General features: G+C 53.8%; 7 protein-coding genes. 6 read left to right on the top strand and 1 reads right to left on the bottom strand.

The genetic code is table 11. From position 1 onward, the window contains the following. Positions 1-5: 5 nt before the first annotated feature. From HZU75_RS14730 to HZU75_RS14755, 6 genes are all read left to right on the top strand, one after another. Positions 6-1,337 carry an HlyD family type I secretion periplasmic adaptor subunit gene (locus tag HZU75_RS14730; RefSeq protein ID WP_180306756.1) on the top strand — a complete coding sequence of 444 codons (1,332 nt, stop codon included), beginning with the start codon at positions 6-8 and terminating at the stop codon, positions 1,335-1,337. Between the two features lie 38 nt (positions 1,338-1,375). After that, the gene (locus tag HZU75_RS14735) at positions 1,376-11,506 is read left to right on the top strand and encodes a VCBS domain-containing protein (RefSeq protein ID WP_180306757.1); all 10,131 of its coding nucleotides are present in this window, start codon (positions 1,376-1,378) and stop codon (positions 11,504-11,506) included. Then, positions 11,496-12,566, top strand: a complete 1,071-nt coding sequence (locus tag HZU75_RS14740) for a TolC family outer membrane protein (protein ID WP_180306758.1) — start codon at positions 11,496-11,498, stop codon at positions 12,564-12,566. The genes HZU75_RS14735 and HZU75_RS14740 overlap by 11 nt, the downstream gene beginning before the upstream one ends. Beyond that, positions 12,563-12,844, top strand: a complete 282-nt coding sequence (locus HZU75_RS17590; protein WP_265575731.1) for a TolC family protein — start codon at positions 12,563-12,565, stop codon at positions 12,842-12,844. Before HZU75_RS14740 ends, HZU75_RS17590 begins: the two co-directional genes overlap by 4 nt. Before the next feature lie 133 nt (positions 12,845-12,977). Continuing rightward, the gene (locus HZU75_RS14750) at positions 12,978-13,118 is read left to right on the top strand and encodes a hypothetical protein (protein WP_180306760.1); all 141 of its coding nucleotides are present in this window, start codon (positions 12,978-12,980) and stop codon (positions 13,116-13,118) included. Between the two features lie 141 nt (positions 13,119-13,259). Continuing rightward, on the top strand, positions 13,260-13,799 hold the full coding sequence (locus tag HZU75_RS14755; RefSeq protein WP_180306761.1) for a hypothetical protein: 540 nt from the start codon (positions 13,260-13,262) through the stop codon (positions 13,797-13,799). Positions 13,800-13,869: 70 nt separating this feature from the next. On the opposite strand, the gene HZU75_RS14760 is transcribed toward HZU75_RS14755, so the two are convergent. After that, positions 13,870-14,289: a VOC family protein gene (locus HZU75_RS14760; RefSeq protein WP_180306762.1), complete on the bottom strand. Its 420-nt coding sequence runs from the start codon at positions 14,287-14,289 to the stop codon at positions 13,870-13,872. Positions 14,290-14,461: the final 172 nt, after the last annotated feature.

Raw genomic sequence — 14,461 nt, forward strand, 5'->3', positions numbered from 1 at the left:
TCATTATGACGAGTGCTAATCACCCTTTTGCTGATTTGTCTAAAGCTTCAGTCGCTCAGCTTGATTTGCTGCTAAATCAACATGGGCGCAGTCAATTATTACGCAGAACCTTATGGTTGATTGTGCTGTTGGTTCTGATCTTTATCGTATGGGCTGTGACGGCGCAGATCAATGAGTTGGCACGTGCTCGTGGAGAAATTCAGCCTAGCGGCTATGTGCAATTGTTACAGAGCCAAACTGGTGGGGCTATTGATAAACTACTTGTAAAAGAAGGAGATAGTGTCAAGGCAGGGCAAATTGTTGCGCAGTTTCAAGCCAGTGATTTGCTAAAGCGTAAAACGCAAAACACCATCAAGCTCAATGCGCTAGCGATAGATCGCGAAAGGATGTTGGCCATTTTAGAAAATCGGCAGCCTGATTTTTCAGCTTATCTTACGCAATATCCACGTTTGGTCGCGCAAGCGCAAAGTAGTTACCGTGAACAGATCGCAACCAGAGATGCAGCAATGAACTCAAAGCGGAGCGAAGGTGGTCAGCAAGCATTATTACTTGAAGGTGCCGTGCGTGATCGCAAATTAATTGAAAGCCAAATCGCTGAAGCAAAAGAGCGGGTTCGTCGCTTGGAAGAAGGGGTGCAAAAAGGAGTGGTAACCCAGCTAACCTTGAGTGAGGCGCGTCAGCAAGTGACATCTTTGCAAGAGCGCTTATCCGACGTTAGCGCCAGAGCGGGTGGTCTCAATAGCACTATGGGTGGTGTAGGTGCTGATGTACTGCGCTTAAAGTCTGATTTCAATCAGCAGCTTAGTTTGGAATTAAGTAAAGTTACCGAGCAATATCGTGAAATCGAGGCCGAAATAAAAGCCCTAGAAGAAAATCAAAATAGCGTCGTAATTCGTAGCCCTGTGGATGGGATTGTCACCAATTTACCGCAAACCCAGCTAGGCTCGGTTTTGCAACCCGGTGGCGTGGTGGCTGAAGTAGTGCCAACAGGGCAAGGTGTATTTATGGAGGCTGCAGTGGCGCCGAAAGACATTGGTTTTGTCAAAGTAGGGCAGGCGGTAACGGTCAAAGTCGATAGTTTTGACTCGGCCCGTTTTGGCGCAATCAAGGGTACCGTCAAACGCGTTTCTCCCACCTCTACGAAGGCACCACAGAATGGCGCGCCGTTTTACAAAGTTGAGATCGCTCTGGCCACGCCTTATGTAGGCAGCCCCGCACATCAATTAGTGCCGGGGATGACTGCAGAGGCAGATATTGCTACCGGGCGTAAATCAGTGATGCAATTCTTACTCAAGCCAGTATTTACCGCGGCAGATACGGCGTTCCACGAACGCTAGTCACGCAGTGTTGCTTGAGAGTTTGGAGAGTACGGTAAATGAAACACCATGCAAACACGCCGCCAGCAACCACCGCAGAAGAACTTGCCGCAAAACTCAAATCGCTAGAACTCCCGTTGGGTAGCCACGAGGTGGTTAGGCAAGGCGATGAAATGGCAGCTGTCGCTTGGGATATCCAAGAAGGTGCTAGTTCGCGTGGCCCAACTGCTGTGGCCAATGACTCCAAATTTAAATCTCAGCAAATACCGCAGTCTGATGTCACTGAGTCAAAGCCGGGTTCACTTCAGGCTAGTGCTGGGGCTCAGCCTGTCTCGGTTGATGCGCATAGCGCTCATGCTCCAATATTGGCGATTAGCGGACAGATTCCACGTTACACAGATCAGGGCAGCGAAAATAATTTTCACCAGCCTAGTGTGTTGCCGGGATTAAATGGCCACGGTGTTTTTTCGATTAATGTTGATGGGCATTGGCACTATCAGCTCGATGCCAACCAGAGTGCAATTACTCAGTTAGTACCGGGCAAAGCCATCAATGATTATGTGCATGTCGTGGGGGGGGATGGAAGTACGCACTCGATTGCGGTGAGTACCACGGCAAGCAATTCGACGCCACTGCTGCAAGCACAAATTCAAACAGTTAGCGAAGATGGCCAGCTACTTCTGGGTAAGTTGGATGCCGCAGACCCCGATGCGGGCGAAGTTCTGAGCTTTAGCACCACTCATCTTGTTGTCGGGTTTTCACTGAATGCTGATGGCAGTTATCGATTTGATCCAAGTCACGTCAGCTATCAGCATCTCGCTGCAGGTCAAACGCTTGATGTGCTTATCCCAATTACGGTGACTGATAGCGCGGGCGCTACTAATACCCAGAATTTACTGATTATCGTCACCGGCACCAATGATGCCGCCATCATCGGTGGTGTGGATACCGGCAGCATCACGGAAGATCAGGCGGTCAATGCGACCGGTCAATTGAACGCACAGGGCCAACTCACGCTCAGTGATGTTGATCACGGAGAAGCCCACTTCGTTGCCCAAACCAATACCCCCGGCACCTATGGCGTCTTTACCCTTGATGAACATGGTGCATGGACGTATACCGCAGATAACCATCAAGATGCAATTCAACACCTTAAAGCCAGCGACACCCTCACTGATCAACTGACGATCGACAGTGCCGATGGCACCACGCACACCATTACGGTTGAGATCGTCGGCAGCAATGACGCGCCCGTACTCCAAGCGCAAACCCACGCCGTCACCGAAGACGGTGCGCAACTGACGGGTCAAATGATCGCCACCGATGTCGACACTGGCGACACCCAGGCCTTCAGCATCGCCCAGCCTGTCGCCGGCTTCACGCTCAACACCGATGGCAGCTACCGCTTCGACCCGAGCAACGCCGCCTACCAGCATCTGGCCGCCGGCCAGACCCAAGACGTCGTCATCCCGATCACCGTCACCGACAGCGCGGGCGCGACCAGCACTCAGCACCTCACGCTCACCGTCACCGGCACCAATGATGCCGCCATCATCGGTGGCGTTGATACGGGTGTTGTCAAAGAAGATGTCACTCAAAATGTGAGCGGCAAGCTCACGATCACGGATGTTGATGATCATGAAGCGGTCTTTGATCTGACACAGAGCGTCCAAACAGACGTCTATGGCCACTTTACCGCCGCCGCCGATGGATCGTGGCACTATGTGCTCAATAACAATGCACCGAATGTGCAGGGGCAAAAAGAAGGCGAAATGAGCGTCGACTGGTTGCAGATGCGCAGTAGCGATGGCGCTTTGCATACGATCATGGTGACGATTGAAGGCAGCAACGACGCCCCCGTACTCCAAGCACAAAGCCACGCCGTGGTTGAAGATGGCAGCAAATTACTCGGCCAATTGGTCGCCACCGATGCGGATGCGGGTGGGATCCTGACATTCAGTATGCAACAAGCGGTCGCAGGCTTTAGTCTGGCCGCCGATGGCAGCTACAGCTTTAATCCGGGCGATGCCGCCTACCAACAGCTGGCCGCAGGAGAGACACAGCTCGTCACGATCCCCGTTATCGTCACCGATGCCGAAGGTCTGACAGGACAGCAGAACATTACCATTACCGTCACTGGCACTAATGATGCCGCCATCATTGGCGGTGTGGATACCGGCAGCATCACGGAAGATCAGGCGGTCAATGCGACCGGTCAATTGAACGCACAGGGCCAACTCACGCTCAGTGATGTTGATCACGGAGAAGCCCACTTCGTTGCCCAAACCAATACCCCCGGCACCTATGGCGTCTTTACCCTTGATGAACATGGTGCATGGACGTATACCGCAGATAACCATCAAGATGCAATTCAACACCTTAAAGCCAGCGACACCCTCACTGATCAACTGACGATCGACAGTGCCGATGGCACCACGCACACCATTACGGTTGAGATCGTCGGCAGCAATGACGCGCCCGTACTCCAAGCGCAAACCCACGCCGTCACCGAAGACGGTGCGCAACTGACGGGTCAAATGATCGCCACCGATGTCGACACTGGCGACACCCAGGCCTTCAGCATCGCCCAGCCTGTCGCCGGCTTCACGCTCAACACCGATGGCAGCTACCGCTTCGACCCGAGCAACGCCGCCTACCAGCATCTGGCCGCCGGCCAGACCCAAGACGTCGTCATCCCGATCACCGTCACCGACAGCGCGGGCGCGACCAGCACTCAGCACCTCACGCTCACCGTCACCGGCACCAATGATGCCGCCATCATCGGTGGCGTTGATACGGGTGTTGTCAAAGAAGATGTCACTCAAAATGTGAGCGGCAAGCTCACGATCACGGATGTTGATGATCATGAAGCGGTCTTTGATCTGACACAGAGCGTCCAAACAGACGTCTATGGCCACTTTACCGCCGCCGCCGATGGATCGTGGCACTATGTGCTCAATAACAATGCACCGAATGTGCAGGGGCAAAAAGAAGGCGAAATGAGCGTCGACTGGTTGCAGATGCGCAGTAGCGATGGCGCTTTGCATACGATCATGGTGACGATTGAAGGCAGCAACGACGCCCCCGTACTCCAAGCACAAAGCCACGCCGTGGTTGAAGATGGCAGCAAATTACTCGGCCAATTGGTCGCCACCGATGCGGATGCGGGTGGGATCCTGACATTCAGTATGCAACAAGCGGTCGCAGGCTTTAGTCTGGCCGCCGATGGCAGCTACAGCTTTAATCCGGGCGATGCCGCCTACCAACACTTGGCCGCAGGAGAGACACAGCTCGTCACGATCCCCGTCATCGTCACCGATGCCGAAGGTCTGACAGGACAGCAGAACATTACCATTACCGTCACCGGCACCAATGATGCCGCCATCATTGGCGGTGTGGATACCGGCAGCATCACGGAAGATCAGGCGGTCAATGCGACCGGTCAATTGAACGCACAGGGCCAACTCACGCTCAGTGATGTTGATCACGGAGAAGCCCACTTCGTTGCCCAAACCAATACCCCCGGCACCTATGGCGTCTTTACCCTTGATGAACATGGTGCATGGACGTATACCGCAGATAACCATCAAGATGCAATTCAACACCTTAAAGCCAGCGACACCCTCACTGATCAACTGACGATCGACAGTGCCGATGGCACCACGCACACCATTACGGTTGAGATCGTCGGCAGCAATGACGCGCCCGTACTCCAAGCGCAAACCCACGCCGTCACCGAAGACGGTGCGCAACTGACGGGTCAAATGATCGCCACCGATGTCGACACTGGCGACACCCAGGCCTTCAGCATCGCCCAGCCTGTCGCCGGCTTCACGCTCAACACCGATGGCAGCTACCGCTTCGACCCGAGCAACGCCGCCTACCAGCATCTGGCCGCCGGCCAGACCCAAGACGTCGTCATCCCGATCACCGTCACCGACAGCGCGGGCGCGACCAGTACTCAGCACCTCACGCTCACCGTCACCGGCACCAATGATGCCGCCATCATCGGTGGCGTTGATACGGGTGTTGTCAAAGAAGATGTCACTCAAAATGTGAGCGGCAAGCTCACGATCACGGATGTTGATGATCATGAAGCGGTCTTTGATCTGACACAGAGCGTCCAAACAGACGTCTATGGCCACTTTACCGCCGCCGCCGATGGATCGTGGCACTATGTGCTCAATAACAATGCACCGAATGTGCAGGGGCAAAAAGAAGGCGAAATGAGCGTCGACTGGTTGCAGATGCGCAGTAGCGATGGCGCTTTGCATACGATCATGGTGACGATTGAAGGCAGCAACGACGCCCCCGTACTCCAAGCACAAAGCCACGCCGTGGTTGAAGATGGCAGCAAATTACTCGGCCAATTGGTCGCCACCGATGCGGATGCGGGTGGGATCCTGACATTCAGTATGAAACAAGCGGTCGCAGGCTTTAGTCTGGCCGCCGATGGCAGCTACAGCTTTAATCCGGGCGATGCCGCCTACCAACACTTGGCCGCAGGAGAGACACAGCTCGTCACGATCCCCGTCATCGTCACCGATGCCGAAGGTCTGACAGGACAGCAGAACATTACCATTACCGTCACCGGCACCAATGATGCCGCCATCATTGGCGGTGTGGATACCGGCAGCATCACGGAAGATCAGGCGGTCAATGCGACCGGTCAATTGAACGCACAGGGCCAACTCACGCTCAGTGATGTTGATCACGGAGAAGCCCACTTCGTTGCCCAAACCAATACCCCCGGCACCTATGGCGTCTTTACCCTTGATGAACATGGTGCATGGACGTATACCGCAGATAACCATCAAGATGCAATTCAACACCTTAAAGCCAGCGACACCCTCACTGATCAACTGACGATCGACAGTGCCGATGGCACCACGCACACCATTACGGTTGAGATCGTCGGCAGCAATGACGCGCCCGTACTCCAAGCGCAAACCCACGCCGTCACCGAAGACGGTGCGCAACTGACGGGTCAAATGATCGCCACCGATGTCGACACTGGCGACACCCAGGCCTTCAGCATCGCCCAGCCTGTCGCCGGCTTCACGCTCAACACCGATGGCAGCTACCGCTTCGACCCGAGCAACGCCGCCTACCAGCATCTGGCCGCCGGCCAGACCCAAGACGTCGTCATCCCGATCACCGTCACCGACAGCGCGGGCGCGACCAGCACTCAGCACCTCACGCTCACCGTCACCGGCACCAATGATGCCGCCATCATCGGTGGCGTTGATACGGGTGTTGTCAAAGAAGATGTCACTCAAAATGTGAGCGGCAAGCTCACGATCACGGATGTTGATGATCATGAAGCGGTCTTTGATCTGACACAGAGCGTCCAAACAGACGTCTATGGCCACTTTACCGCCGCCGCCGATGGATCGTGGCACTATGTGCTCAATAACAATGCACCGAATGTGCAGGGGCAAAAAGAAGGCGAAATGAGCGTCGACTGGTTGCAGATGCGCAGTAGCGATGGCGCTTTGCATACGATCATGGTGACGATTGAAGGCAGCAACGACGCCCCCGTACTCCAAGCACAAAGCCACGCCGTGGTTGAAGATGGCAGCAAATTACTCGGCCAATTGGTCGCCACCGATGCGGATGCGGGTGGGATCCTGACATTCAGTATGCAACAAGCGGTCGCAGGCTTTAGTCTGGCCGCCGATGGCAGCTACAGCTTTAATCCGGGCGATGCCGCCTACCAACAGCTGGCCGCAGGAGAGACACAGCTCGTCACGATCCCCGTTATCGTCACCGATGCCGAAGGTCTGACAGGACAGCAGAACATTACCATTACCGTCACTGGCACTAATGATGCCGCCATCATTGGCGGTGTTGATACGGGTCAGGTCGTTGAAGATCAGAACGTCGACTCCAAAGGTATGCTGCACGCTTCTGGGCAGTTGCAAGTGATGGATGTTGATGCAGGCGAGGCCGTCTTTGTAGTGCAAAATGCCGTGGTCACCCAGTATGGCCAGTTCAGCATTGATGCGCATGGTGTCTGGACATATACGGTGGATAACAGCAAACCAGAGGTGCAAGCCCTTAAGCCGGGCGGCACGGCAGGTGAAACGGGTGATATCTCGGGTGCATTGGCGCAAGTATTGTCGCAGTCAGGCGTAGCGGGTTTCCATAGCGTAGGCGAGGCGTTGACACAGGGGCAATTGAGCGCGCTAGCGGGCGTGCTCGATCTAAGTATTCAAGGTGCCGCAATTGTGTTGAGTGGCCCGGCGGGCACGACGCCGGTAGTCTATGCCATGGATGCACAAGGCCGCGCCAATATGGGCGTTGATGAGTTACTGAGCTGGCTACATCAAGGGGCTGGGTATGAAATCCATTTGCAAGGCACGCAATCGGATGTTCAGGTGTTTGTGCATGATCGCGGGGATGAACATACCTTGCATGCTTTGCCGTTGAGTGGCGCGGCGAATCTGAGTGATCCACTGAGTCAAGCCCTGCATTTAGCTTTGCAATGGCACACACCGCCAGTGCCGGGCGAACTGCATGAAATAGTGACCGTCAGCAGTGCTGATGGCACGCAACATCAGATCAATCTCACTATTACCGGTACCGCCGAAGATGCCGTCATCAGCGGTACGGATACCGGCAGCGTGACCGAAGATGCCAATGTTTCTGGCGGCAAGCTAGAAGCTCACGGACAGCTACAGATTACCGATGCTGACGCAGGGCAAGCAGCGTTTCAGCCTTTGCAAGATTTGGCTGGCCAGTATGGTCATCTCACGCTGGGTGCAGACGGCACTTGGAGCTATCAAGCCGATAACCAAAGTGCGGCGATACAGGCCTTGAACAAAGGCCAGTCGCTTATTGATAGCTTTATCGTGCACAGTGTCGATGGTACGGCGCACACCATTGCGGTAACACTGCAAGGTGCGGACGAAGTGCGTACCGATCTGTTGGGGCTGGTTGAGGCGAAGCTGATCAGTGAGTATTACTACCCCGGGAAGCAGCTGGCTGCTGCCATTAGCTCGTTCAACGGCGGAGCGGTAAGCAGTCTGGAGTTGTCTTTCAGCAATGGCACCCCCAAGGTGGTGGATGCCACAGGCCATGTGCTAGAGAGCTTCACCAGCCATGATTTGTTCGGCACCCATGTACCCCTTGGCCATCTACTGGATCTGCTTAAAAGCCATCCCGGCGCACAGCTGATTCTTGACGGCTCGGTGGGAAGCAGCAGTGGCTACTATCTGAATAACAGCGGCAATCCCTTGCAGCTCAATGCCTTTGGCTTGACTAGATACAATGTCGCTAACAATCCGCTGGGCAGTGCGCCCATTGACGGGATACCCACGCCGCATGTGGTTGTCACCAATAGTAGCAATAGCGCCGCAGTCTTATCGGGGGCGGATAGCGGGAGTGTTCTCACGCTGGATGCCACGCATGAGCTCACCCAAGGCCATCTGACTGTGCTCGATGCCGATGGTGGCCAAGCCGCGTTTGTGGCCCAGCAACATGTGCAAGGGCAATACGGCCAATTTGATATTGAAGCGGACGGGGAGTGGCATTACCACGCCGATAGCACGCTGGATGCGGTAAAGCATCTGGTGGCAGGGCAAGCGCTGACCGATCAATTTACCGTGCAGAGTGTTGATGGCACTACGCATCAAATCAGTGTGCAACTGTTTGGCGCACATCAGATGGCCCAAATCAGTGGTGTCGATCAAGGGCAAGTTACCGAAGATCAGGCAACCCAATTGCAGGCTAATGGGCAGCTCACGGTAAGCGACCCCGATCCGGGTGAGGCACACTTCATTGCGCAGGCGCATGAGCAGGGCCGCTATGGCGTGTTTACCTTAGCGGCCGATGGGCAATGGACCTACACCGCTGACAGTAGCCAAACGGCGATCCAGCAATTGAAAGCAGGTGCAAGCCTGACCGACGTATTGACCGTGCAAAGTGTGGATGGCACTACGCATGCCATTTCGGTCACCATCAACGGCAGCAATGATGCCGCAGTGATCGGTGGGGTATCAACGGGTCAGGTTTCAGAGGATGCCACTACGAGGATACAGGGTCAGTTGACGATCACTGATGCCGATCAGGGGGAAGCCGCATTCCAAGCACAGAGCAATACCCATGGCTCGTATGGTTTGCTAAGTATTGATGAGCATGGCTTGTGGAGTTATACCGTAGATAACACTAACTCCACAGTCCAGGCCTTGCGTAATGGACAAAGTTTAACCGAGCATCTTACCGTACACAGTGTTGACGGCACTGCGCATGCCATCACGGTCACCATCAATGGCAGCAATGATGCCGCAGTGATTGGTGGGGTATCCACAGGTCGGGTAGCAGAAGATGCAAACGCGAAAATACAGGGGCAGCTGACGATTAGTGACGCTGATCTGGGTGAGGCTGCCTTCCAAACACAGAGCAATACTCATGGCTTGTATGGCTTACTAAGCCTTGATAGTCATGGCTTGTGGAGTTATACCCTTGATAATGCCAACTCGGCAGTTCAAGCATTGCGAAGTGGGCAAAGTTTAACCGAGCATCTTACCGTGCATAGCGTTGATGGCACTTCACACGATATTGTGATTAGCATTGATGGGCGTAACGACGCACCTGTACTCACAGCACAAAGCCAGACTGTTACAGAAGACGGTGCGCTACTATCTGGGAAAATGGCGGCCCATGATCCTGATGCCGGCGATGCTTTACACTTTAGCGTGAGCAACCCGGTAGCTGGGTTTACGTTGAATGCTGATGGCAGCTACACCTTTGACCCGAGTCATGCGGCGTATCAGGGATTGCATGCGGGTGAAACGCGCGACGTGGTGATCCCGATTACGGTCACTGATAGTGCCGGGGCGCATAACGTGCAGAATCTCACCCTGCATGTACTAGGGCAAAATGATGCCGCCGTGATTGGCGGCGACGATAAAGGCACGGTGCAAATCGGTGCGCTAACTCAGGCCAGCGGTCAGTTGCAAATCAGCGATGCCGATACGGGGCAGGCGCAATTTCATGCGGGTCAATACAAGGGTGATATGGATGGCAGCTTAGCATTAGATGCCCAAGGTCACTGGCAATATCAGCTCAATACACAAAACTACTTCGTGCAGCATGTACAAACAAATGCCTATACTTTTGAGCAATTTACGGTGCAAAGTGCCGACGGTACGAGCCATCAGATTTCGATCCAAGTGAATGGCCCTGCCACCATGCAGCCCCCAGTAATGCCAAGTGCTGGGCACGATATTTACGATGGAGTGCTGGCTGCAGTACGGCAAGCGGGTTATCAGTATCAGGGCCTTGCCGACGAGCTGGATAAAGGTAGTTTGGCCGCCATCGGGAATATGGATCTGAGCATCAGTGGGGTGCATGTACAGGTGATGGATCGGGCGGGTAATCTGGTGCAACGTATTTCCTCCACTGGAGAAAATGCCGCCACGCTGCATATGAGCGACCTATTGCTCTGGCATGCGCAAGGCCACAGCATTATTGCTACCAGCGATTCTGGCTCGGATACGACACGAATGTGGTTACACAACACTGGGGATATGCACAACATCCAAGTGAGATTACCGGATGGCACAGGATTTAATGGCTGGGCGGATCAATGGATGTTTGGTGAATTACATCTGCAAGGTATTCATCCCGCACCACCGCCTGCTCCAGCTCCAGCGCCAATACCCCATGCTGATGCGGCAAGTTTTGATCAGGGCGATGTACCGGATACGCATACAGACCTGACCGTGGCGCATGCGACAGAACCGGTTGCCCATGCTCCAATTCAGATCGCTAACCCTGCCGTACACGAGCAGCATGCGGATCTGACTACGCAACATCCAGTGGATGTACTTGCAGCGTCTGCGCCGTTGTCCACTCATTCGCCAGTGGATGCCTATCTGCATTTAATCGGTAATGTGCAGCCTGCAGATGTGGCACATGCCCCTGCCGCGGTCGATCTCGCGCTTGCTGATTATTTGCATGCGGCTGGGGTAGGCGGGCTAGATCCAGCACTGCATGAGGCTGTGCCACAGCTGCCAGATCATTTGTTGGCAGAGCTGGCGCATTCGCCAGATAATGCATTGGATGCACATGGGCTGGATGCGGCTCATGCAGCCGGCATGCTTGATCATGCGGCTGATCTGGGCGTACATCTCGATCATGTCGATCAGCCAATTAACGAGGATCCAAATCATCATGGCGTTTAGCACCCGAGCCTTTGGGCCGAAAGTACTGGTATTTAGTTTGGGCGCTGTATTTTCGGCTTCGGCTTGGGCAACAGATTTACTGACTGTGTATCGTTCGGCATTAAATTACGATGCCGTGTACGCGCAGGCACAAGCCAAGCGCGATGCCTTGCAGGAGAAATCCAATCAGGGGCGTGCGGCTTTGCTACCGACGATTAGCCTGTCTGGCACGCTCAATAGCAACCAAGATGACGTAGAAAATCGCCAATTTAATACGCAAACCGATCACAGCTATGGCAGCCACAGCTATAGCCTGACGCTGACCCAGCCGCTGTTCCGCTGGCAAAACTGGGTGGGCTATGAGCAATCGAAACTGCAAGTGGCCCAAGCCGAAGTGGCATTTTTAAGTGCCAAGCAAGATTTGATTTTGCGTACCGCACAGGCGTATTTTGAGCAATTGCAGGCGCAGGAAAAGCTCAAAGCGGCGCAAGCCTATAAAACCGCGGTTGAATCACAGCTAGATATCGCCCGCAAAGCATTTGCGGTGGGGACTGGGGTTAAAACTGATATTTTTGATGCGGAAACCCGTTTCCAATTGGCCATGTCGCAAACCATTGTGGCGCAAACCGAGCTTGAATTGCGCCAACGTGCCTTGCAAAGCATTACCGGTCAGTATTTTGAACAAGTGGCCAGCCGCGGGCCGAAAGTAGATTTGAATTTTCTTGGCTCGATGGATCTGGGTCAGTTGCTGCAAGAAGCCGAACAAAATAATTTGCAGATTCAGGAGCAGAAACTAGCCGTTGAGATTGCCAGCCGCGAAATTGAGCGCCAACGTGCAGGGCATTACCCTACGCTGGATTTGGTGGCCAGCAAAGGCAATAACTCCACGCTCAACTCTGGCACACGCGAGATTAGCGATACCAGCCGCATTGGGGTGCAAGTGAATGTGCCTATTTTTCAGGGGGGGAAGTGGTGTCACGTACCACTGAGGCCGCGGCCAATTATCGCGTTGCCAAAGGTGCTCTGGATGCTGCACGCAATAGCACGCAATTCAATGTTCGGCAGGCGTATCTTGGGGTGAGTAATGGGCTGGCGCAGATCAAAATCATGCAAGCCGCGCTAACTGCCGCCAAAAATGCGCAAACCTCCAATAAAGACGCATTTGACTTGGGCGTACGGCTCAATATCGACGTACTCAATGCGCAAAACCAAGTGTTTAGCACTCAAAGCGAGCTGATCCGCGTTACTGTGGAAACCATGCTGGCTTTGCTTAAACTAAAAGCTGCGGTGGGCAACCTAGCCGAAAATGACGTATTGGCCATCAATAGTCAGCTCAGTGATGGGGTAGATCGCCAGTAACTAGCTGTTGTGGTGAAAACCTCAGCGGGTAGCTGTATTTATGAAATTTTTATTGCAAAACGCTCACAATTAACCCCAAATTGATGGCTGTGCTTCTAAGCTGGCAAGCAGCAATCTTTTGGAGGATTTACCCATGAGCGATGAAATGAGCCTGGTAATGCTACTGCTGGCAGTGGCGCTGTTTCCCTTATTGTATTGTTTGCTATCGCGGCGTCACTTTCAAGCGCGGACTCAGCCTGCGCAGCATGGTGTCGATACGGTGAGCCAAGCGTAAAATGCACAACTCAAAAGCCGCGCTCAGCGCGGTTTTTTTATGCCCCCAATTTAATCCTTACGTTATTTAAAAGCTATTGCGCGAAGATTGGCAATAATCGCGACTTACACTGCACCAATCAGCTAATTGGTGAGCCAAAGTATGTTGAATCGCGCCCAGATGTTACAACAAACCTATGCCAAAACCCCTCTAGGCCAACAAGCCATTGCTACCCGGGCTGTCCCGTTGCTGGCGGCAGAAAGGCGGGTGCTCATTTTGATTGATGGGCAGCGCAATGGGGCCGAGTTGTATCAGCAGCTTAATTTACACAACCTATTTGATATGATCGCCGCCCTTGAGCAGCAAGGCTTGATTTACCCCATGCTCAGTCAAAGCAGCGTGGTGACGCCGCCGACTCCAACCCCGCCACCTAAACCCCCACAAGTAATCCCGAGTGCAGCTAGCGTACTCAATGAAGCTGCGCTAAGCGAAGTGAAACAATTGATGATAAACAGCAGCCGTCAGGCCATGGGCTTATTGGCGACCCGATTGGTGCGCGATATTGAAGACATCAAGGACCTGCCCAGCTTAAAAACCACCATGGCGCGTTGGAATATGGCATTGCGCGAATCACGTGCAGTGGCCGCGCAAGCCGATCAACTGCTGCAAACCGCCAAGGCGATGCTGCCGGTTGCAGTATAGGTTGGGTATTTGTTGATAGCTTAATCTGCGCTTTAGGTATGCAGCTATACTGCTATGTGTATAGTTACACTCAGACCACTAAATGACCATCCGCAGCGAAAACCCAACCATCCTCATAACACACCTCGAATAAATGCCCGTCGGGGTCGCGAAAATAGCCCGCAATGCCCCAAGCGTTTCGCGTGGCAGGCTTTACAATCTCTGCCCCCAATTGCGAAGCTGTGGCAAGCACGTGTGGTACCTCGTCGGCAGAGCGCGCAATATAGGCCAGCGCAAAGCCAGCAAAACCGCGATAGCCCGTATCGGGCAACTGGCAATCCTGTGCAAAACTCGAGCGCGACTGTAGCCCCAGTACTACGCCACCCAGATCGAATTTTACAAATTCACTATGGCTCGTTGCCGCCCGCTGCCAACCGAGTGCTTCATAAAAAGCAGTCGATTTAGCCACATCGGCCACGCCGAGCAAGATCAGATTGAGGCGAGGGCGCATGGGGTTTGCCTTGAGTGAAAATGAAACGATTGTTCTTTTTTCTGGCTGCAGCGTCAAGCGGGTTGTTTTGTTATCGTTTGGGGGGGGCTAATTTTTTGGCGGGGTATAGCGATCTGAATAAATCTATAGAATATCTTCAAAGTAATACAGTAGTGGGTATGTGCAGCAATGG

Origin of the sequence: Chitinibacter fontanus (assembly GCF_013423785.1) — a bacterium.
Taxonomy (GTDB): domain Bacteria; phylum Pseudomonadota; class Gammaproteobacteria; order Burkholderiales; family Chitinibacteraceae; genus Chitinibacter; species Chitinibacter fontanus.